The sequence below is a fragment of the Vibrio sp. R11-SG3-ISO3-SZ genome, from assembly GCF_059834345.1.
Window position 1 is genome coordinate 13,566 of sequence record NZ_JCBDGX010000025.1, and the last position, 19,037, is coordinate 32,602.

A 19,037-nucleotide genomic window follows, 5' to 3' on the forward strand; every position below is an offset into this window, starting at 1 on the left:
ATCAAACCCATGCAAACTTTTGCTGATATTGCCGCTCTTAGAGAGCAAATCAAACAGTATAAGCGTGATGGCCGTCGGGTTGCTTTTGTTCCCACTATGGGCAATTTACACGAAGGTCACCTGACGCTAGTGCGCAAAGCGCGTGAAAACGCCGATGTGGTGGTGGTGAGTATTTTCGTTAACCCCATGCAGTTTGATAGAGCGGATGATCTCAATAACTACCCGCGCACACTCGACGACGATTTAGCCAAACTCAGCGGTGAAGCCGTCGAGGTAGTCTTTACGCCGACACCTGAGACCATCTACCCTGAAGGGCTCGATAAACAGACATCGGTCGATGTCCCAGGTTTATCCACCATTCTTGAAGGTGCTTCACGTCCTGGGCACTTTAAAGGGGTTGCGACCGTGGTGACTAAGCTGTTCAACATCGTTCAGCCTGACGTTGCCTGCTTTGGTGAAAAAGATTTCCAACAGCTGGCGGTCATTCGTAAGATGACGCTCGATCTGGCGATGGATATTGAGATCATTGGTGTACCGACCGTGCGTGAGATGGATGGATTAGCCATGAGTTCACGTAACGGCTTGCTGACGCTTGAAGAGCGTCAACTCGCCCCGGTATTAGCACGCACGATGCGCTGGATCAGCAGTGCCATGCGTGGTGGGCGCGATGACTACGCATCGATCATTGAAGATGCGAGCGATCAGCTCCGCGCCGCAGGCCTGCAACCGGATGAGATCTTCATTCGAGATGCACGCACCCTGCAAGCAATCACCACAGAGACCACCCAAGCGGTGATCTTGATGTCGGCCTTTTTGGGTAAGGCTCGCCTTATCGACAACCAAGTGGTCGAGTTAACTTCCTCATCGGACGTCAGTGGCAACGAAGAAGATGAAGCGACCAGCGAGAGCGCCGAGTCGAGCAAAGCGTAATTGTCGATACGTAAATCGCAGAACGTAAAAAGGTTGGCATTTCGCCAACCTTTTTTGTTCCGCTCTTTTATGTTCCACTAAAAGAGTCATCTCAGTTTAAGAACGCAAGCCGATGCCTTTGGTGACGAGGTAGTGCGCCACGCCATACAAGGCCAACACAAACACACTCAAGACCCCAAAAGAGGTGACAATACCCACGTCAGACACGCCCAGAAATCCGTAGCGGAAAGCGTTCACCATGTAGACGATAGGGTTTATCTTCGATACCCCTTGCCAAAACTCAGGCAACAAGCTGATCGAATAGAACACGCCCCCCAAGTAGGTCAACGGCGTCAAAACAAACGTCGGGATGATAGAGATGTCATCAAAGGTTTTCGCGTAGACGGCATTAATCAATCCCCCTAAAGCGAACACCACCGAGGTCATGAATACTGTCGCGATGATGATCCCCCAGTGCTCCACTTGCAGGTCAACAAACAGCAGTGACACAAAGGTGACGATGGTGCCGACCAATAGCCCACGCACCACACCGCCCATCACAAAGCCTAGAATGATCACATAGTTGGGCACTGGCGCGACCAACAGCTCTTCAATATTGCGCTGAAATTTGGCACTGAAAAACGACGAGGCGACATTCGAGTAGGAGTTAGTGATGACCGACATCATAATCAAACCCGGTACAATGTACTCCATGTAGCTAAAGCCGTTCATTTCCCCAATACGCGACCCAATCAAGCTGCCAAAAATAATGAAGTAGAGCGTCATGGTGATTGCTGGCGGCACCAAGGTTTGCACCCAGATACGGGTAAAGCGGTTGATCTCTTTGGTTAACAGACTGCAAAACGCCGTCCAATACAACTGAAGCATTACTTCGCCCCCTCTCTAACGATGGTCACGAACAGCTCTTCCAAACGGTTCGCTTTGTTGCGCATTGACTGAACCGTGACACCTTGCTCACTCAATTGACTGAAGATGTCGTTCAAACCTTGCGACTTGTCGATCTCAATCTCCAAAGAGCCCGCCGTGAGCTGCTGACGAATCACCCCCTCCAATGGCGCGACCTCGACCCCCTCTTGCAGATCCAAGATAAAGGTTTCCACCGTCAGCTTACTCAGCAAGGATTTCATGGTGGTGTTTTCAATCAACTCACCTTTACTGATGATGCCAATATTGCGACACAACATTTCCGCTTCTTCGAGGTAGTGCGTGGTCAGAATAATGGTGATGCCCTGCTCTTGGTTGATCTCTTTTAAGAACTGCCACATCGAACGGCGCAGCTCGATATCAACGCCGGCGGTCGGCTCGTCGAGAATTAAGAGTTGTGGCTCGTGCATCAGCGCACGGGCGATCATCAAACGGCGCTTCATGCCACCCGACAGATTGCGAGCACGCTCGGCGCGTTTTTCCCACAAATCGAGCTTGGTGAGATACGTTTTCGCCCGCTCTTTGGCTAGTGACTTAGGCACACCGTAATACCCGGCTTGCTGCAATACGATCTGCTCAACGGTTTCAAACTGGTTAAAGTTAAACTCTTGTGGAACCAAGCCTAAGTTTTGTTTGGCGAGCTCAAGATCGGTATCAATGTCATATCCGAACACTTTCACCGTGCCTGAAGTCTTGTTAACCAATGACGAGATGACGCCAATAGTGGTGGATTTACCCGCACCATTGGGCCCAAGCAAGGCGTAAAAATCCCCTTTTTTGACCTGTAAGCTGATTCCTTTGAGCGCTTCAAAGCCACCGGCGTACGTTTTACGTAGCTGGTCTATTTCTAGTGCATACATAATGGTTGTCTGTACCTGTTGGTCTTGCATATCGCCTCAGAATTGGGGCGATGAATGGTAATCAGTGTATCGGCGAACGCGGTTGATTACAATTAAACCTTTCGACTTTTTTGGAAATATAGAAATCAGAAGTTATAGCGAAAACATATAGAGTGAAAAATAGAGCGTGGAAAGGGAACGTGATAGGAAGAATGGATTCGCACCGGATAAGCTCCCCACTGCGTAAGGCGAATGGGGAGCGTACACCGAGTTTCAATTAGATCGAGTCAACGATTTCCGGTGTCTCATCGACATGTTTCAGCGCGGCTTTTAGTGCTTCGTAACGGAACTTAAAGGTGTTGTCACTTGGCACGAGATCAATCACGTGGAACTTCTCAAGTTGCTGACGGGTATTTTCGTTCGGGCAGAGCAAGTAAACCTGACATTTGGCGTCCAATGCGTCTTTGATGGCGTTTTCCAACGCAAGCCCGACGGTGACATCAATCATAGGTACATCGGTCAAATCCAAGATCATCGCTTGATAGTCAGAGATACTGCTGTGTTGACGCGAAATCGCTTTAGAAACACTGAAAATCATCGGGCCGGAGAGATAGAAGAACAGCACTTTACCGTTGGCTTTATCGAGTAAGGCGCGCTCGCTGTCAGTCAGTGGTACATCGTCTTGGTCCGCATCACTGATTGCTTTGACCTGCCTCGCTTGCTCGCGGCTAAGGCGCTCGATGATGATAATGTTGGAGATAAACACCCCTAGCCCCACAGCGACAATCAAATCCACAAACACCGTCAACAGCATCACACCATACATGACGGCCATGCCCGGAAAGCTGACCTTGTGCGCACGCTGGATAAAACTCCAGTCAAGAATGTTAAATCCGACATACACCGCAATACCAGCCAACACCGCCATCGGAATAGGTTCGGTTAAGCCACTCGCCACCAAAACCACTAAGGCCAAAATCAGTGCTCGAATCACGCCTGAGAGCGGAGAACGTGCCCCCACTTGAATGTTGGTCACCGTGCCCATGGTTGCGCCCGCCCCCGGCAGAGCACCAAAAAGACCTGAGACCATGTTGGCAAGGCCCTGACCACGGAGCTCTTTGTCGGAGTCGTGCTCTTTACGCGTGAGCGAGTCACCGATAACCGCAGTCAGCAAGGTATCGATACAGCCCAGCGTGCCCAGTACCAAGGCATCGATCACCATTTCCACCAGCATCGAGGGATCGATATGCGGCATCACCAGAGAAGGCAGCCCCGCAGGAATTTCACCAATCCGACGAATCGCGTCAGGCTCAAACAGCACGACGGAGAGCAAGGTCACCGCCACAAGCGCAACCAACTGCGCAGGGACATATTTGCGATACTGTTTAGGGAAAAAGAACAGAATGGCCAAGGTCAACGCGCCAAGAAGCAGCTCACTGAATTTCATGTTGGCCAAAGTGTCAGGCAAAGCGGAAAGCGTCCCAACCACACCACCCGCAGGGGCGGCATGCCCCAATAACGGCGAGAGCTGAAGGATAATCAAGATCACGCCAATACCCGACATAAACCCGGAGATCACGCTATATGGCATCAAAGTGACGTATTTTCCGAGCTTTAATGTTCCAATCAAGATCTGGAATGCGCCCGCCATCATCACCACGGTGAAGGTCATCGCCATACCCGTTTCAGGGTATTTGGCCATCATGCTGGTGAGAACGGCGGTCATGATCACTGTCATTGGACCCGTCGGCTCTGAGATTAAAGTATTCGAACCACCGAACAGGGCAGCGAACAGACCGACCATGATCGCCCCCCATAAACCCGCCTCAGCCCCAGCGCCTGACGCCACACCAAACGCCAGTGCGAGTGGCAGAGAAATGATCGCAGTGGTCACACCGCCAAACAGATCGCCTTTAATATTGATATCTTCAAATCGATTTCCAAGCACAACCTTGCTCCATGCTTAACAACATCTTCCACCACTTAGCTTCAGCGCGTGAATACCAAGTGGAAAACCAATAACCATAAAATTTATGCTACTATCTGACGTGAAAAATCAGATTATTGAGGCGAAATGCCGCAAAAACATCACTCTAACAAATGTTACCCCTCAGCAGTAACAGTAATTGGTATCACATTCCGACTACTTTATAACTGTTTGTTAGGAACTCGACTAAGTTTATGTATTTTCATCCCTAAACTCGTCAGATGAGTGCCTTTTTACTGATTTTTTACGAGTATGAATTTGTAACATTATGTATAGTGATGAAACATTTTTTTAGGATTGATAAGTAAGATGCCAGAGATTAAACAGTTATTTGATAATAACTCTAAGTGGTCAGAGTCGATCAAAGCCGAGCGACCTGAATATTTTACTCAATTGGAACAAGGACAGAGCCCAGGCTTCTTGTGGATTGGCTGTTCAGACAGCCGTGTTCCAGCAGAGCGCCTGACCGGGTTGTACTCTGGTGAGCTCTTCGTTCATCGAAATGTGGCAAACCAAGTCATTCACACCGACCTCAACTGTTTGTCTGTGGTGCAATACGCGGTAGATGTGTTGAAGGTGAAGCACATTATCGTGTGTGGTCACTATGGCTGCGGCGGGGTGAAAGCGGCGATCGACAATCCGCAACTTGGCCTGATTAACAACTGGCTACTGCATATTCGCGATCTCTACTTTAAGCATCGTCACTACCTTGATGGCATGCCGTTAGAGGATCAAGCGGACAAGCTGGGTGAAATCAACGTTGCGGAGCAAGTGTACAATTTGGGCAACTCGACCATTATGCAAAATGCGTGGGAGCGCGGTCAGGACGTGGAAATCCACGGTGTTGTGTATGGGATTGGCGACGGTAAACTGGAGTATTTGGGCGTGCGTTCAAGCTCAAGAGAATCGGTCGATGACTCTTATCAGAAAGCGATGGAAGCGATCCTCAACCCAGAACAAAAACTCTTGTGTCGCTAAGTTCATTGACACACATAACCTAATAACAACAATGCCCGCAATCGCGGGCATTGTTCAATGTCGTGTTGCCAGTTTATGTGTGACCACTTTATTCCTGTGGTACCACTTTACCGATGTATGGAAGATGGCGATACTTTTGCGCGTAGTCAATACCAACACCAACGACAAACTCATCCGGGATTGAGAAACCAATCCAATCCACAGGCACCTCGACTTCGCGACGCGAAGGCTTATCAAGCAGCGTACAGATGGCGATCGATTTAGGTTCACGCAGCGACAAAATTTCTTTGATTTTGTTGAGTGTGTTGCCTGTATCGATAATGTCTTCAATAATCAGCACATCCTTGCCTTTAATGTCGTCATCGAGATCTTTCAAGATGCGAACATCGCGTGAGCTTTCCATGGTATTGCCGTAGCTAGAAGCCGTCATGAAATCCACTTGATGCGTCAGGTCAATTTGGCGCGCTAAGTCGGCCATAAAGACAAACGAACCACGCAGCAATCCAACCAACACCAAGTCTTCACTTCCTTGGTAGTGCTCGGTGATCTGCTTGCCCAGCTCATTTACTCGCGCCTGAACATCTTGCTCAGAAATCATCACTTCTACTGTATGTTTCATACCCATCTCGTCTTTCGTTTTGCCAGTACCTGAAGGATAGCGTATTCGCGCCTATATGCCCGTTCCGAGCCATTTGACTCGCCGGTACTGCTAAATGATCAAGCGCGTAGTCTAACACTTGAGCGCTCACTCTTAAACGTTTGCTTGGATGAAAACCCAGGGACTGATAAAAATGGAATATTAGTAACTAACAAAATTGATTATTAAATCACCTCAAAACGTTGACCCAAAGCATATGCACCATTACACTCATCAATGCTACGGCAAATAATAAAATACTAAATAGGGCTCAGCCCACAACGACAACTCAATTGGCAAGGAAATGAACTATGGATTCTATAGCGAAACGACCCCGTACACGCCTTTCTCCACAAAAACGCAAACAGCAGTTGATGGAAATCGCCTTGGAAGTGTTTGCTCGCCGCGGAATTGGACGTGGTGGCCACGCTGACATTGCAGAGATCGCACAAGTCTCTGTGGCGACGGTGTTTAACTACTTTCCAACCCGAGAAGATCTCGTCGATGACGTTCTAAACTATGTCGTCAGACAGTTCTCCAACTTCCTCACCGACAATATTGACCTAGACCTCCACGCGAGAGAGAACCTGCACAATCTGACCTCTGCGATGGTTGAGTTGGTGCTCAATGATTGTCACTGGCTCAAAGTGTGGTTCGAATGGAGCGCCTCGACTCGTGATGAAGTCTGGCCGCTGTTTGTCTCCACCAACAGCACCAACCAACTGCTGGTGCAAAATATGTTTGTGAAAGCCATCGAGCGCGATGAAGTGTGTGACAAACACGATCCTGTCGATCTCGCGACCCTGTTCCACGGCATGTTCTACTCGCTGTTCATTCAAGCCAATCGTATTCAAGATACTGAAGCGATGGAGAAACTGACCAACAGCCACTTAAACATGCTCTGTATTTACAAGCGCGATCAGTAATACGCTCGCCAACTACGCCTATTCGCTATGCCTGATCTTTAACGTACAGGAGCGAGCACAGTGAATAGGCATAAGTGAATAGGCATAAGTGAACAGGCATAAAAAAACCGCTGACTTATCAGCGGTTTTTCTCTATTTCAGTCTAAGAAGGATTACTTCTTCTTCGCTTTCGGGTTTGGAAGGTCAGTAATGGTGCCTTCAAACACTTCCGCGGCTAGACCGACAGACTCATGCAGAGTTGGGTGAGCATGGATAGTCAGTGCGATATCTTCTGCATCACAACCCATTTCGATAGCTAGGCCGATTTCACCCAACAGTTCACCACCGTTAGTACCGACAATCGCACCACCGATAACGCGATGTGTATCTTTATCGAAAATAAGCTTCGTCATACCGTCTGCACAGTCAGATGCAATAGCACGACCAGACGCCGCCCACGGGAAAGTAGCCGTTTCGTAGTTGATGCCTTCTGCTTTCGCTTCTTTCTCAGTCTTACCAACCCACGCCACTTCTGGCTCAGTGTAGGCAATCGAAGGAATGACTTTCGGGTCAAAGTAGTGCTTCTTACCAGAAATCACTTCTGCTGCAACGTGACCTTCATGCACACCTTTGTGCGCTAGCATTGGCTGACCAACGATATCGCCGATCGCGAAGATGTGTGGGATGTTGGTACGCATTTGCTTATCAACGTTAATGAAGCCGCGCTCGTCGATTTCAATCCCAGCTTTCTCACCATCGATAAGCTTACCGTTTGGCACACGACCGATAGCCACAAGAACCGCATCGTAGCGCTCTGGCTCCGCTGGTGCTTTCTTGCCTTCCATTGACACGTAGATACCGTCTTCTTTCGCTTCAACAGCGGTCACCTTAGTTTCAAGCATCAAGTTGAACTTGTTCTTAATACGTTTGGTGTAAACTTTAACGATGTCTTTGTCTGCCGCTGGGATAACTTGGTCGAACATTTCAACCACGTCAATTTGAGAACCCAGAGAGTGGTAAACCGTACCCATTTCTAGACCGATGATACCACCGCCCATGATCAGCAGCTTTCCTGGTACTTCTTTCAGCTCAAGTGCATCCGTTGAATCCCAAATACGTGGGTCTTCATGCGGAATGAATGGAAGTTTGATAGGTCGAGAGCCCGCAGCAACGATAGCGTTATCAAAGTTAACGACCGTTTTACCGTCTTCACCTTCCACTTCAATCGAGTTAGGACCCGTGAACTTACCAAAGCCGTTCACCACGTTTACTTTACGCATCTTAGCCATACCGCCAAGACCGCCAGTCAATTGGTTGATCACTTTCTCTTTCCACAGACGAATTTTATCAATGTCTGTTTGTGGCTCACCGAACACGATACCGTGCTCAGCCAAAGCTTTCGCTTCTTCGATCACTTTTGCCACGTGTAGAAGCGCTTTTGATGGGATACAACCCACGTTCAAACAAACACCACCTAGGGTGCTGTAACGCTCGATAAGAACAGTGTCCAGACCTAAGTCTGCACAACGGAATGCAGCGGAGTAACCAGCAGGACCGGCACCAAGTACTACCACCTGGGCTTTAATTTCTTTGCTCATTTTGACCTCTTGTAGTCATTATCCCTAACAGGCTGAGTGAGTATGGAATCTATCGTTCAACGAATGGTTTGTTTTTCAATATTATTTTCAGACCGCCAACAGTTTACAGAGATGTTAATGGTGTGAAAAGTAAATCCATTTAGCCTGTGAGCTAGACAACAATTCACGAATGAACTGCTGAATATAGAAAAAGTGACGCCCCTTTACACCGAGGGTAAAGGGGAGTCATGAATTACAATACTAGACGACGAATGTCAGACAGACACGCGTTTAAGTAAGTAATGAAACGTGCACCTTCTGCACCATCAATCACACGGTGATCGTAGGAGAGAGACAGTGGAAGCTGTAGACGCGGTTCAAACTCTTTACCGTTCCACACTGGCTTCATTTCAGACTTAGACACGCCAAGGATACCGACTTCGGGAGCATTAACGATTGGCGTAAACGCTGTACCGCCGATACCGCCAAGACTTGAGATAGTGAAACATCCACCTTGCATGTCAGCCGCTGTGAGCTTGCCAGCACGTGCTTTCTTAGACACCACCATCAGCTCTTCAGACAGCTCGTAAATGCCCTTCTTGTTCACATCTTTAAATACAGGAACAACCAGGCCGTTTGGCGTATCTACCGCAATACCTACGTTGACGTATTTCTTCAGAATCAGGCTCTCACCGTCATCAGATAGAGAAGAGTTGAACGCAGGGAACGCTTCAAGTGCTTTCGCTACTGCTTTCATGATGAACACAAGTGGCGTGATCTTCATGCCCGTGTCTTTCTTCGCTTCGATGGCGTTCTGCTCTTTACGGAACGCTTCTAACTCAGTGATGTCTGCGTTGTCCCATTGGGTCACGTGCGGGATCATCACCCAGTTGCGGTGTAGGTTTGCACCTGAGATCTTCTTAATGCGAGATAGCGGCTGAGTTTCCGTCTCACCGAACTTGCTGAAGTCCACTTTTGGCCATGGGAGTAGACCAAGAGCCGCGCCGTCGCCTTTACCAGATGCGGCTGCACCTGCGCCAGACTCAAGACGCTTAAGCGCTTCTTTCACGTAGTTCTGAACGTCTTCCTTCAGGATACGGCTCTTACGACCGCTGCCTTTAACCTTAGAAAGGTTAACGCCAAATTCACGCGCTAGACGACGAACCACTGGAGACGCGTGAGCGTACTCATCATTGTCTTGGAAGTCACCAGCTGCTGGAGCTACTGCCGCTGGTGCTTCTGCTTTGGGAGCTGCCGCTGCAGGTGCTGCCGCTTGAGCTGGAGCCGCTGCCGGAGCAGGTGCTGCGCCCGCTACTTCGCCTTCCGTTGTAGAGAAAATCATGATTAGTGAGCCAGTAGACACTTTGTCGCCAGCTGCAATCTTGATTTCTTTAACTGTGCCAGCGAATGGTGCAGGAACTTCCATAGAAGCTTTGTCACCTTCAACAGTGATTAGAGATTGCTCTTCTTCCACTGTGTCGCCAACCGCAACCATGATCTCAGTAACTTCAACTTCGTCGCCGCCGATATCTGGAACGTTCACTTCTTTTGCCGCTGCGACCGGCGTCCCGGACGCTGCTGGAGCTGCTGCCGCAGGAGCTTCAGCTGCCGCTGGTGCTGCTGGAGCGCCTGAACCTGCGGTTTCGAATACCATGATAAGTGAGCCAGTCGATACTTTATCGCCTGCTGCAACTTTGATCTCTTTTAGAGTACCTGCGAATGGCGCTGGAACTTCCATAGAAGCTTTGTCGCCTTCAACAGTGAGAAGAGATTGCTCTTCTTCGATGCTGTCGCCAACGGCAACCATGATTTCAGTCACTTCTACTTCATCACCACCGATGTCTGGTACGTGAACTTCTTTTAGTTCTGCCGCTGCTGCTGGAGCTGGAGCTGCTTCTGCCGCAGGAGCAGGTGCAGCGTCAGCTGCACCCGAAGCGCCGGCCGCCTCGGTTTCGAAAATCATGATTAGAGAACCAGTAGAAACCTTGTCGCCTTCTGCAACTTTGATTTCTTTAACGATACCCGCTTGAGAAGCAGGAACTTCCATAGAAGCTTTATCGCCTTCAACTGTGATCAGAGACTGCTCTTCTTCAACCTTGTCGCCAACGCTTACAAGAATCTCAGTAACTTCAACCTCATCCGCACCGATGTCTGGTACATTAATTTCGATTGCCATTTCTTATCTACCTTCTTAATTAAGCGTATAGCGGGTTTGTTTTCTCTGTGTCGATGTCGAATTTCTTAATTGCTTCTGCAACTACAGATTTCTCAACTTCGCCACGTTTCGCTAGTTCAGTTAGCGCTGCTACTACTACGTAACCTGCGTTCACTTCGAAGTGACGACGTAGGTTTTCACGGCTGTCTGAACGACCGAAGCCATCAGTACCAAGAACTTTGAAAGACTCAGCAGGAATGTATGCACGAACCTGCTCTGCGTAGTTCTTCATGTAGTCAGTGGCTGCGATAGCAGGTTCAGTACCCATTACTGTTTGAATGTAAGGTACTTTCGCTTCCGCTTCTGGGTGAAGCATGTTGAAACGCTCTGCATCTTGGCCATCGCGAGTGAGTTCGTTGAATGACGTTACAGAGTAAACATCAGAAGCGACACCGTAATCTTCGCTTAGGATTTGAGCTGCTTTACGTACTTCATTCATGATAGTACCAGAGCTCATCAGCTGAACTTTCGCTTTGTCGCCCGTGTAAGTTTCTAGCTTGTAGATACCTTTACGGATGCCTTCTTCAGCGCCTTCTGGCATTGCTGGCATTGCGTAGTTTTCGTTCATTAGCGTTAGGTAGTAGAACACGTTTTCTTGTTCTGGACCGTACATGCGACGGATACCGTCTTGCATGATGACCGCGACTTCGTACGCGAAGGTTGGGTCGTAAGAAATACAGTTAGGAACCGTACCCGCCAAAATGTGCGAGTGACCATCTTCATGCTGTAGACCTTCACCGTTCAACGTTGTACGACCCGCCGTTGCACCGAGTAGGAAACCACGTGCTTGTTGGTCACCAGCCATCCACGCCATGTCGCCCACACGTTGGAAGCCGAACATTGAGTAGTAGATGTAGAACGGGATCATTGGTAGGTCGTTTGTCGAGTATGAAGTCGCAGCAGCAACCCATGAAGACATCGCACCCAGCTCGTTGATACCTTCTTGTAGAACCTGACCTGAAGTCGCTTCTTTGTAGTAAGAAACAACGCCACGGTCTTCTGGTGTGTAAGTTTGGCCGTGCGGGTTGTAGATACCAATTTGACGGAACAGACCTTCCATACCGAATGTACGTGCTTCGTCAGCAATGATAGGAACGATGTTCTTACCAACGTTCTTGTTCTTAAGTAGAACGTTTAGTGCACGTACGAATGCCATAGTAGAAGAGATATCACGCTTCTGTTCTTCTAGTAGCGGCTTGAATTCTTCTAGCTCAGGAACGATGAATTCTTGAGTGAATTTTGGTAGACGCTGTGGCGTGTAGCCGTGTAGCGCTTTACGACGAGCGTGTAGGTATTCGTACTCTTTTGAACCTTCTTCAAGTTTCAGGTACGGAAGTTCTTTCACTGCTTCGTCAGTTAGGATGTCTTGAAGACCTAGACGATCACGTAGGTGTAGTACGTGCGTCATATCCATCTTCTTAACTTGGTGCGCGATGTTCTTACCTTCAGCCGCTTCACCCATGCCGTAACCTTTAACAGTCTTAGCTAGGATTACTGTTGGACGACCTTTCGTTTCTGCCGCGTTTTTGTATGCCGCGTATAGCTTAGAAGACTCGTGACCACCACGCTTAAGTGCGAAGATTTCGTCATCAGTCATATCAGCAACAAGTGCAGCTGTCTCTGGGTACTTACCAAAGAAGTGCTCACGTACGTACGCGCCATCTTTTGATTTGAATGTTTGGTAGTCGCCGTCGATGGTTTCATTCATCAGTTGAAGAAGCTTACCCGTCGTATCTTTGGCGAGTAGTGAATCCCAGTTGTTACCCCAGATGACTTTCACTACGTTCCAACCAGCACCTTTGAACAGACCTTCAAGTTCTTGAATGATCTTACCGTTACCCATAACAGGGCCATCTAGACGCTGTAGGTTACAGTTGATGAGGAAACATAGGTTGTCTAGTTTCTCACGCGCAGCGAAAGAGATAGCACCACGTGATTCTGGCTCATCCATCTCACCGTCACCTAGGAAGGCGTAAACGCGCTGCTCTGACGTATCTTTAAGACCACGGCCTTCTAGGTACTTAAGGAAACGAGCTTGGTAGATAGAAGCGATTGGACCTAGGCCCATCGATACTGTCGGGAACTGCCAGAATTCAGGCATCAGTTTAGGGTGCGGGTATGAAGGAATACCTTTTCCGTCTACTTCTTGACGGAAGTTGTCTAGCTGCTCTTCAGTTAGACGACCTTCAACGAATGCACGTGAGTAGATACCTGGTGAAATGTGACCTTGGTAGTAAACCAAATCGCCACCATCCTTCTCGTTCGGTGCACGGAAGAAGTGGTTAAAACAGGTTTCGTAGAACGCAGCAGAAGACTGGAAAGACGCCATGTGGCCGCCTAGCTCTAGATCTTTCTTAGATGCACGTAGAACGATCATGATTGCGTTCCAGCGGATGATGGAACGGATACGGCGCTCAAGCGTAGTATCACCAGGGTAAGCTGGTTCTTGGTTCGCTGGAATCGTGTTGATGTAGTTGGTTGTGATGCCTGTTGGCATATCAACGCCGTCTAGGCGAGCTTTGTCTAGAACTTGCTCTAGTAGGTACTGTGCACGTTCTACACCTTCTTCACGAACTACTGACTCAAGAGCTTGTAACCATTCTTGAGTCTCAAGTGCGTCTACGTCATGCTTCATGTCAGACATGGCGATCTATCCTTCTGTTGGTTGGATCTACTTATTTAAGTAACGGTTTTAGTTAGCATCGTTACCTTGCTGAATTCGACGCAAAGAGCGTTCTCTGCGCGACTCTTCACGAGTCAAATCCAACAATGTTTCTTCGATATAAGCTAAATGCGAATGGGACATCTCACGCGCTTTTTCAGGTTGGCCTGAAACAATCGCATCCACGATATTAGCCCTGTGTCTACTTACTTTCTCCACCACTTCATCGCGGCGGTGTAATAGTTTTAAATTCTGTAATACGTTCTGCTCAAGCAAAGGCGCAAGGCTGCGAATAATGTGCAGCAACACCACATTGTGCGCGGCTTCGGTTAGGGCAATCAAAAACTGCACCACCGCCGCGGCTTCCGCGTCCACTTCTTTTGTGGACTGAGCTTGTGAGATGATCTCTAAACAAGCCTGAATGCGAGCAAAATCTTCTTCGGTACCACGTAGAGCTGCAAAATAAGCGGCAATCCCTTCCATCGCGTGACGCGTTTCCAGCAAGTCCAATTGAGTCTCAGAATGACTCGATAGGAGATTGAGTAAAGGATCCGAAAAACTGGTCCAAATCGTTTCACTGACAAACGTCCCTCCCCCTTGTTTGCGGGTCAAAAGACGTTTCGCTTCTAAGCGCTGAATGGCTTCACGGATAGACGGACGAGACACATCGAACTGCTTCGCCAGTTCGCGCTCGGGTGGCAGTTGTTGCCCCGGCGAGAGTGTACCTTCCACAATCAACCTTTCTAACTCTTGCTCAATCACATCGGAGAGTTTTGGCTGACGAATCCTTTGATAAGCCATAGTTGTTATTCTTCTTTCTCTTTGCAGTCAATTGGTAATACCAATTTTATCTTGGCGAGGAAATTAACATAATTAAAACGCAACTTCCAGCCAAAATTTGATTCAAATCATAGAACGACTCATGCGGTCACAGTTTGATAACAGCTCATAATTAAAACATCAATCAAATTGGTATGACCAATTACAAAAGAGAAACAGATGGGGCAAAAACGTGCCACGCATCACACTTTACTTGATTGAGTCATCATACAAATGAAACGAAGCGAATAACATCAAAGCATAGTCTATCCACCGTCGATACCTTGGTGAGATGACATTTTTCTGAATTCAACCGCGTTTTTTCTGAAAACAGGGTAACGGATCCCGATCGCATTCCCTGGTCAGACCTGAAAGTCTCACCTCAAAACTCTCGTCTCTAAACTCTCTCCTCAAAAAACGAAACAAAAAAACGCCAAGCATTTCTGCTTGGCGCGGTATCAATGAGGGAGTCTATTAGATGTCGAGAACGTTCATCTCGCTTCAATATAATCGACCATCAGCTGTAAAGACTGATTGCCCCGAAACTCATTAATATCGAGGCGATAAGCCAGATGGACAGTCTTGGCGCTCGCATCCGGCCAGCGTCTCAAGTCGACATTAAACGCGATCGCATCCATCGTCAGCCCGGTTGGGTGGCCACGATAGAGTGGCTCTAACATCAGCTTTAAGTGCTTCTCGGCCACCAGCTTTTGGTGCAGCACCATAAACTCGCCGTCAAAAATCGGCTCTGGAAACGCTTGCCCCCAAGGCCCACCAGAACGAAGCACGTGCGCGGTGTGCATGGAAAACTCTTCTGGGCGCAGCTCGCCATCGGACAAGACCACCCCTTTGAGCGCCGCTTCATCCAACTCTTGTTCCACTGTTTGGTTAAACAAGGTCGCAAAGCGTTCAAAATCTTTCTCCATGATGGTTAAACCGGCCGCCATCGCATGACCGCCAAATTTTTTAATCAGCCCCGGATGTTGCGTATCGATACGATCGAGCGCATCACGCATGTGTAAACCTGGTATCGAGCGACAAGAGCCTTTAATCGCGCCATCACCGCCATCGGCAAACGCAATGACAGGGCGATGAAATTGCTCTTTGATGCGCGAGGCCAGAATCCCGATCACCCCTTGGTGCCAATCGCGTTGAAACAGCACCAGTCCATAAGGAAGCTGGCTCCCTTCACCAAACTGTAACCGCTCACAAAACGCCATCGCCTCTTGCTTCATGCCCTCTTCAATCTCTTTGCGCGTTTGATTCAGCCCATCAAGTTCAGAAGCCATGCGCCTTGCGGCGTGGATGTTGTTGCTCATCAGCAGTTCAACCCCAAACGACATATCGTCCAGTCGACCGGCGGCGTTGATTCTTGGCCCCAAGGCAAAACCGAAATCTGAGGCAACGAGACGCTTTGCATCGCGCTTCGCCACTTCAATCAACGCTTGAATACCTGGCCTTGCTTTGCCCGCACGGATGCGTTGCAGCCCTTGATACACCAAAATGCGGTTGTTCTCATCTAGAGGCACCACGTCTGCGACCGTGCCCAGCGCCACAAGATCTATCAGCTCCATCAGTTTGGGCTCCGCCATACCTTGCTCAGCAAACCATCCCGCTTTTCGCATATGGACGCACAGCGCCATCATCAAATAAAAAGCGACACCGACACCGGCCAGCGCCTTAGACGGAAACGCGCACTCGTCGAGATTTGGATTGACCATCGCATCGACCTCAGGCAATTCATGGCCAGGTAGGTGATGATCCGTCACCAACACCGTAAGCCCTTGCTGCTTGGCATAGCGCACGCCCTCAATCGATGACACGCCATTATCGACGGTCATGATCACTTGCGCGCCCAGTTCGATCGCTTGATCGACTACTTCCGGGCTAAGGCCGTAGCCGTCTTCAAATCGATTCGGCACCAAATAGTCAACATTGCTCGATCCCAGCATCCGCAGTGCCAGTACAGACAACGCAGAGCTGGTCGCGCCATCGGCATCAAAATCGCCCACCACTATGATGCGCTGATTGAGGCGAATCGCCTCAAACAACAAACTCACCGCGGCCTCAATACCATGCAATTTCTGGTAAGAGTGCAAGGCTCTTGCGGTTGTCTCCAACTGCTCAACACTTTGAATACCACGGTTGATGTAGATGCGGCGCAGCAGCGGATCGATACTCTCAGGCAATAGGGTAATGTCTGCCTCAGGACGACGTTGAATCTCTATCATCGCTCATTCCTGCTCATTATTGGATTTGCTCTAAACGCTCGAGCAAATCGCGGGGTGGTAGGTATCCCCCCACCATGTCGCCATTGGGCAGAAAGATCGCCGGTGTGCCACGAATGCCTAGCTCACGCCCAAGCGCATAATGCTGGCTAATGATCTGCTGATATTTGGCAAAGTCTTCCCCTGACTCAGGGATCTCGCGTCGGGTTTTCCCGTCAGACATGGCTTGCTGAGGATCGCTTGCGCCCCAAATGGCCGCCATCTGATCGGCGGTGCCCCCCGTTGCGCCCTGTCTTGGAAACGCCATGTAGCGCACGGTGATGCCCAGCTTGTTATAGTCTTGCATTTGGCTGTGCAGACGCACACAGTAACCACAGGTAATGTCGGTAAAGACGGTCACCACATACTGTTCGTTGTCGGCTTTGAACGGAATCATGGTCTGTTTGAAAGCGTCGATTTTTGCCGCATTAATCGGAGCCTGTCGCTTAGCCAGTACATCTTCATATTGACCATTGCTGTCTAACTTGTACAAGGTGCCCGCCATAAAGTACTCACCATCAGGCGTCGCAAACAAGATGCCGCCATTGGTTTGCACTTCTAACAAGCCATCAATCTCGGCAGGAACAACATCTTGCACTTCCAGCCCAAGCTGATTAAAACGCGCTTCAATCTGCGCTTTATCGAAAGCCGGCTCTGTTGCAGCACTGGCTTGCGCCGTCAACAGTAGTGGCAGTGTCAGTAGAGTGATACGGCGTAATACGCTCATTCAATTCACCTTTCTTGTCTTGTGGTTCAAAGTGCCTAATCAGGCTCTTGGATGATGCTCACTGTGGAGCTGTTTCAATCGTTCGGTCGCAACGTGGGTATAGATTTGGGTGGTGGATAAATCACTGTGCCCGAGGAGCATCTGCACCACGCGCAAATCCGCGCCGTAGTTTAATAGGTGCGTTGCAAACGCATGACGCAATACATGCGGCGACAACTGCTCGGTGTCGATGCCCGCTCTCACCGCATAATGTTTGATACGATGCCAAAAGGTTTGACGCGTCATTTGCCTCGCCCTTTTGCTCGGAAAAACCACATCTGAGGTGGTGTCACCCAATAATTCAGACCGGCCTTGTTTGAGAAAAGTTTCCGTCCAGTCGACGGCATTTTCGCCCATCGGTACCAAACGCTCTTTGCCGCCTTTACCAATCACCCGCACCACGCCTTGACGCAAGCTGATGTTTTCCATCGTTAAGCTCACCAATTCCGTCACACGAAGTCCTGTGGCGTACAACAGCTCTAGCATCGCTTTATCTCGAAGCTCCATCGCGTCATTGACGTCCGGCGCATCGAGCAGCGCATCGACCTGCGCCTCAGAGAGATCTTTCGGTAAGCGTTTAGGTAATTTAGGGCTTAGCAGCAAGGCACTCGGATCGTCAGCGCGTATCTTTTCACGGTGCAGGTACTGAAACAAGCGACGGATGGCCGACAGCATGCGCGCACGCGACGTCTGCTTATAGCCTTGGTCCATCAACCAACTTTGATAATCCTGCAACCCTGAGAGGCTAATAAAACTGAGCCGATAGTTGTGCTCACTCATCCAGCTCAGCAGTTTAAACAGATCATTGCGATACGAGGCCAAAGTATTTTCCGATAACCCGCGCTCCATCCACATGGTATCTAAAAACTGCTCAATGATTCCTTGGTCCGGAGTCAACACCTGCGACACACTTACTCTCTCACGTTGATGCTTAATGGCTTTCAATGTAAGTGCCTCGCTAGAAGAAAGCCATAAAAAATCACCGTTGAGGAGGATATTCGCTGCAAAGCTCGCCATTTTGTGGTTAGAATTCGCGGTATGCACACCAATCAAGATGGAAACCAATGATGAAAATCGGCCTGTTTTACGGTTCTACGACGTGTTACACAGAGATGGCAGCAGAGAAAATGCGCGCGATCATCGGGGAAGACTTACTCGACATCCACAATGTCAAAGAGTCCGACCTCTCGCAGATGGCCGACTACGATTTACTGATTTTAGGCATTTCCACTTGGGATTTTGGCGAGATTCAAGAAGACTGGAACGCGATTTGGCAACAAGTACCAACGGTGGATCTCAGCGGCAAAACCGTGGCGTTGTTTGGCCTTGGTGACCAAGAAGGCTATGGCGAGTGGTACCTCGACGCGATGGGCTTACTGCACGATGAAATCGTCAAGACCGGCGCCAATCTGATTGGTTACTGGCCCAATGATGAGCAGTACGAATTCGAAGCCTCGAAAGCGCTCACCGAAGATGGTCAGTTCTTTGTCGGTCTTGCGCTCGACGAAGATTCTCAATACGAACTGAGCGA

At 49.1% G+C, this 19,037-nt stretch carries 15 protein-coding genes; 4 read left to right on the forward strand and 11 right to left on the reverse strand.

What is annotated here, in order from left to right:
* Positions 1-9 precede the first annotated feature (9 nt).
* Positions 10-930: a pantoate--beta-alanine ligase gene (gene panC / locus AC6R1O_RS03360; protein ID WP_500630133.1), complete on the forward strand. Its 921-nt coding sequence runs from the start codon at positions 10-12 to the stop codon at positions 928-930.
* A gap of 96 nt (positions 931-1,026) precedes the next feature.
* Here panC and AC6R1O_RS03365 read toward each other — a convergent pair whose 3' ends face one another.
* From AC6R1O_RS03365 to AC6R1O_RS03375, 3 genes are all read right to left on the reverse strand, one after another.
* A complete protein-coding gene (locus tag AC6R1O_RS03365) occupies positions 1,027-1,797 on the reverse strand; it encodes an ABC transporter permease (RefSeq protein WP_334553913.1) in 771 nt (256 codons plus the stop codon).
* Positions 1,797-2,714: an ABC transporter ATP-binding protein gene (locus tag AC6R1O_RS03370; RefSeq protein WP_334553911.1), complete on the reverse strand. Its 918-nt coding sequence runs from the start codon at positions 2,712-2,714 to the stop codon at positions 1,797-1,799. Before AC6R1O_RS03370 ends, AC6R1O_RS03365 begins: the two co-directional genes overlap by 1 nt.
* A 256-nt stretch (positions 2,715-2,970) precedes the next feature.
* Entirely contained in the window at positions 2,971-4,641 is a 1,671-nt protein-coding gene (locus AC6R1O_RS03375) for a SulP family inorganic anion transporter (protein ID WP_500632894.1), read from the reverse strand.
* Between the two features lie 348 nt (positions 4,642-4,989).
* On the opposite strand from AC6R1O_RS03375, the gene can reads away from it, so the two are divergent.
* The gene (gene can / locus AC6R1O_RS03380) at positions 4,990-5,658 is read left to right on the forward strand and encodes a carbonate dehydratase (protein WP_334553908.1); all 669 of its coding nucleotides are present in this window, start codon (positions 4,990-4,992) and stop codon (positions 5,656-5,658) included.
* Positions 5,659-5,746: 88 nt separating this feature from the next.
* On the opposite strand, the gene hpt is transcribed toward can, so the two are convergent.
* Entirely contained in the window at positions 5,747-6,277 is a 531-nt protein-coding gene (hpt, locus tag AC6R1O_RS03385) for a hypoxanthine phosphoribosyltransferase (protein WP_334553906.1), read from the reverse strand.
* Between the two features lie 329 nt (positions 6,278-6,606).
* Between hpt and AC6R1O_RS03390 the strand changes: the two genes are divergently transcribed.
* Positions 6,607-7,221 carry a LuxR/HapR/OpaR family quorum-sensing transcriptional regulator gene (locus AC6R1O_RS03390; RefSeq protein WP_487902112.1) on the forward strand — a complete coding sequence of 205 codons (615 nt, stop codon included), beginning with the start codon at positions 6,607-6,609 and terminating at the stop codon, positions 7,219-7,221.
* A 152-nt stretch (positions 7,222-7,373) separates the two neighbouring features.
* Here the strand turns inward: AC6R1O_RS03390 and lpdA are convergent, their stop codons facing one another.
* The 7 genes from lpdA to xerD all read right to left on the reverse strand — a co-directional run bounded on the left by lpdA (position 7,374) and on the right by xerD (position 18,403).
* On the reverse strand, positions 7,374-8,798 hold the full coding sequence (gene lpdA, locus AC6R1O_RS03395; protein ID WP_334553903.1) for a dihydrolipoyl dehydrogenase: 1,425 nt from the start codon (positions 8,796-8,798) through the stop codon (positions 7,374-7,376).
* A gap of 232 nt (positions 8,799-9,030) precedes the next feature.
* Complete coding sequence (gene aceF / locus AC6R1O_RS03400) at positions 9,031-10,953, reverse strand: pyruvate dehydrogenase complex dihydrolipoyllysine-residue acetyltransferase (protein ID WP_500656476.1); 1,923 nt, start codon at positions 10,951-10,953, stop codon at positions 9,031-9,033.
* A gap of 19 nt (positions 10,954-10,972) precedes the next feature.
* Positions 10,973-13,636: a pyruvate dehydrogenase (acetyl-transferring), homodimeric type gene (aceE, locus tag AC6R1O_RS03405; RefSeq protein WP_500630136.1), complete on the reverse strand. Its 2,664-nt coding sequence runs from the start codon at positions 13,634-13,636 to the stop codon at positions 10,973-10,975.
* A 48-nt stretch (positions 13,637-13,684) separates the two neighbouring features.
* Positions 13,685-14,455 carry a pyruvate dehydrogenase complex transcriptional repressor PdhR gene (pdhR, locus tag AC6R1O_RS03410; RefSeq protein ID WP_334553897.1) on the reverse strand — a complete coding sequence of 257 codons (771 nt, stop codon included), beginning with the start codon at positions 14,453-14,455 and terminating at the stop codon, positions 13,685-13,687.
* 509 nt (positions 14,456-14,964) lie between these two features.
* Positions 14,965-16,704, reverse strand: coding sequence for a single-stranded-DNA-specific exonuclease RecJ (gene recJ, locus AC6R1O_RS03415; RefSeq protein WP_500656477.1), 1,740 nt, complete (start codon positions 16,702-16,704; stop codon positions 14,965-14,967).
* Between the two features lie 16 nt (positions 16,705-16,720).
* A complete protein-coding gene (gene dsbC, locus AC6R1O_RS03420) occupies positions 16,721-17,467 on the reverse strand; it encodes a bifunctional protein-disulfide isomerase/oxidoreductase DsbC (protein WP_500656478.1) in 747 nt (248 codons plus the stop codon).
* A gap of 39 nt (positions 17,468-17,506) precedes the next feature.
* Entirely contained in the window at positions 17,507-18,403 is an 897-nt protein-coding gene (xerD, locus tag AC6R1O_RS03425) for a site-specific tyrosine recombinase XerD (RefSeq protein ID WP_420378222.1), read from the reverse strand.
* A 170-nt stretch (positions 18,404-18,573) separates the two neighbouring features.
* Here xerD and fldB point away from each other — a divergent pair.
* The coding region (gene fldB / locus AC6R1O_RS03430; RefSeq protein WP_500656479.1) for a flavodoxin FldB at positions 18,574-19,037 on the forward strand (464 nt) is incomplete at its 3' end.

What these genes read in the sequence shown, in the direction of transcription:
- panC (WP_500630133.1), top strand. Translation starts at nt 10, where the DNA reads ATGCAAACTTTTGCTGATATTGCCGCTCTTAGAGAGCAAATCAAACAG.
- AC6R1O_RS03365 (WP_334553913.1), bottom strand. Translation starts at nt 1,797, where the DNA reads ATGCTTCAGTTGTATTGGACGGCGTTTTGCAGTCTGTTAACCAAAGAG.
- AC6R1O_RS03370 (WP_334553911.1), bottom strand. Translation starts at nt 2,714, where the DNA reads ATGTATGCACTAGAAATAGACCAGCTACGTAAAACGTACGCCGGTGGC.
- can (WP_334553908.1), top strand. Translation starts at nt 4,990, where the DNA reads ATGCCAGAGATTAAACAGTTATTTGATAATAACTCTAAGTGGTCAGAG.
- hpt (WP_334553906.1), bottom strand. Translation starts at nt 6,277, where the DNA reads ATGAAACATACAGTAGAAGTGATGATTTCTGAGCAAGATGTTCAGGCG.
- AC6R1O_RS03390 (WP_487902112.1), top strand. Translation starts at nt 6,607, where the DNA reads ATGGATTCTATAGCGAAACGACCCCGTACACGCCTTTCTCCACAAAAA.
- lpdA (WP_334553903.1), bottom strand. Translation starts at nt 8,798, where the DNA reads ATGAGCAAAGAAATTAAAGCCCAGGTGGTAGTACTTGGTGCCGGTCCT.
- aceF (WP_500656476.1), bottom strand. Translation starts at nt 10,953, where the DNA reads ATGGCAATCGAAATTAATGTACCAGACATCGGTGCGGATGAGGTTGAA.
- aceE (WP_500630136.1), bottom strand. Translation starts at nt 13,636, where the DNA reads ATGTCTGACATGAAGCATGACGTAGACGCACTTGAGACTCAAGAATGG.
- pdhR (WP_334553897.1), bottom strand. Translation starts at nt 14,455, where the DNA reads ATGGCTTATCAAAGGATTCGTCAGCCAAAACTCTCCGATGTGATTGAG.
- recJ (WP_500656477.1), bottom strand. Translation starts at nt 16,704, where the DNA reads ATGATAGAGATTCAACGTCGTCCTGAGGCAGACATTACCCTATTGCCT.
- dsbC (WP_500656478.1), bottom strand. Translation starts at nt 17,467, where the DNA reads ATGAGCGTATTACGCCGTATCACTCTACTGACACTGCCACTACTGTTG.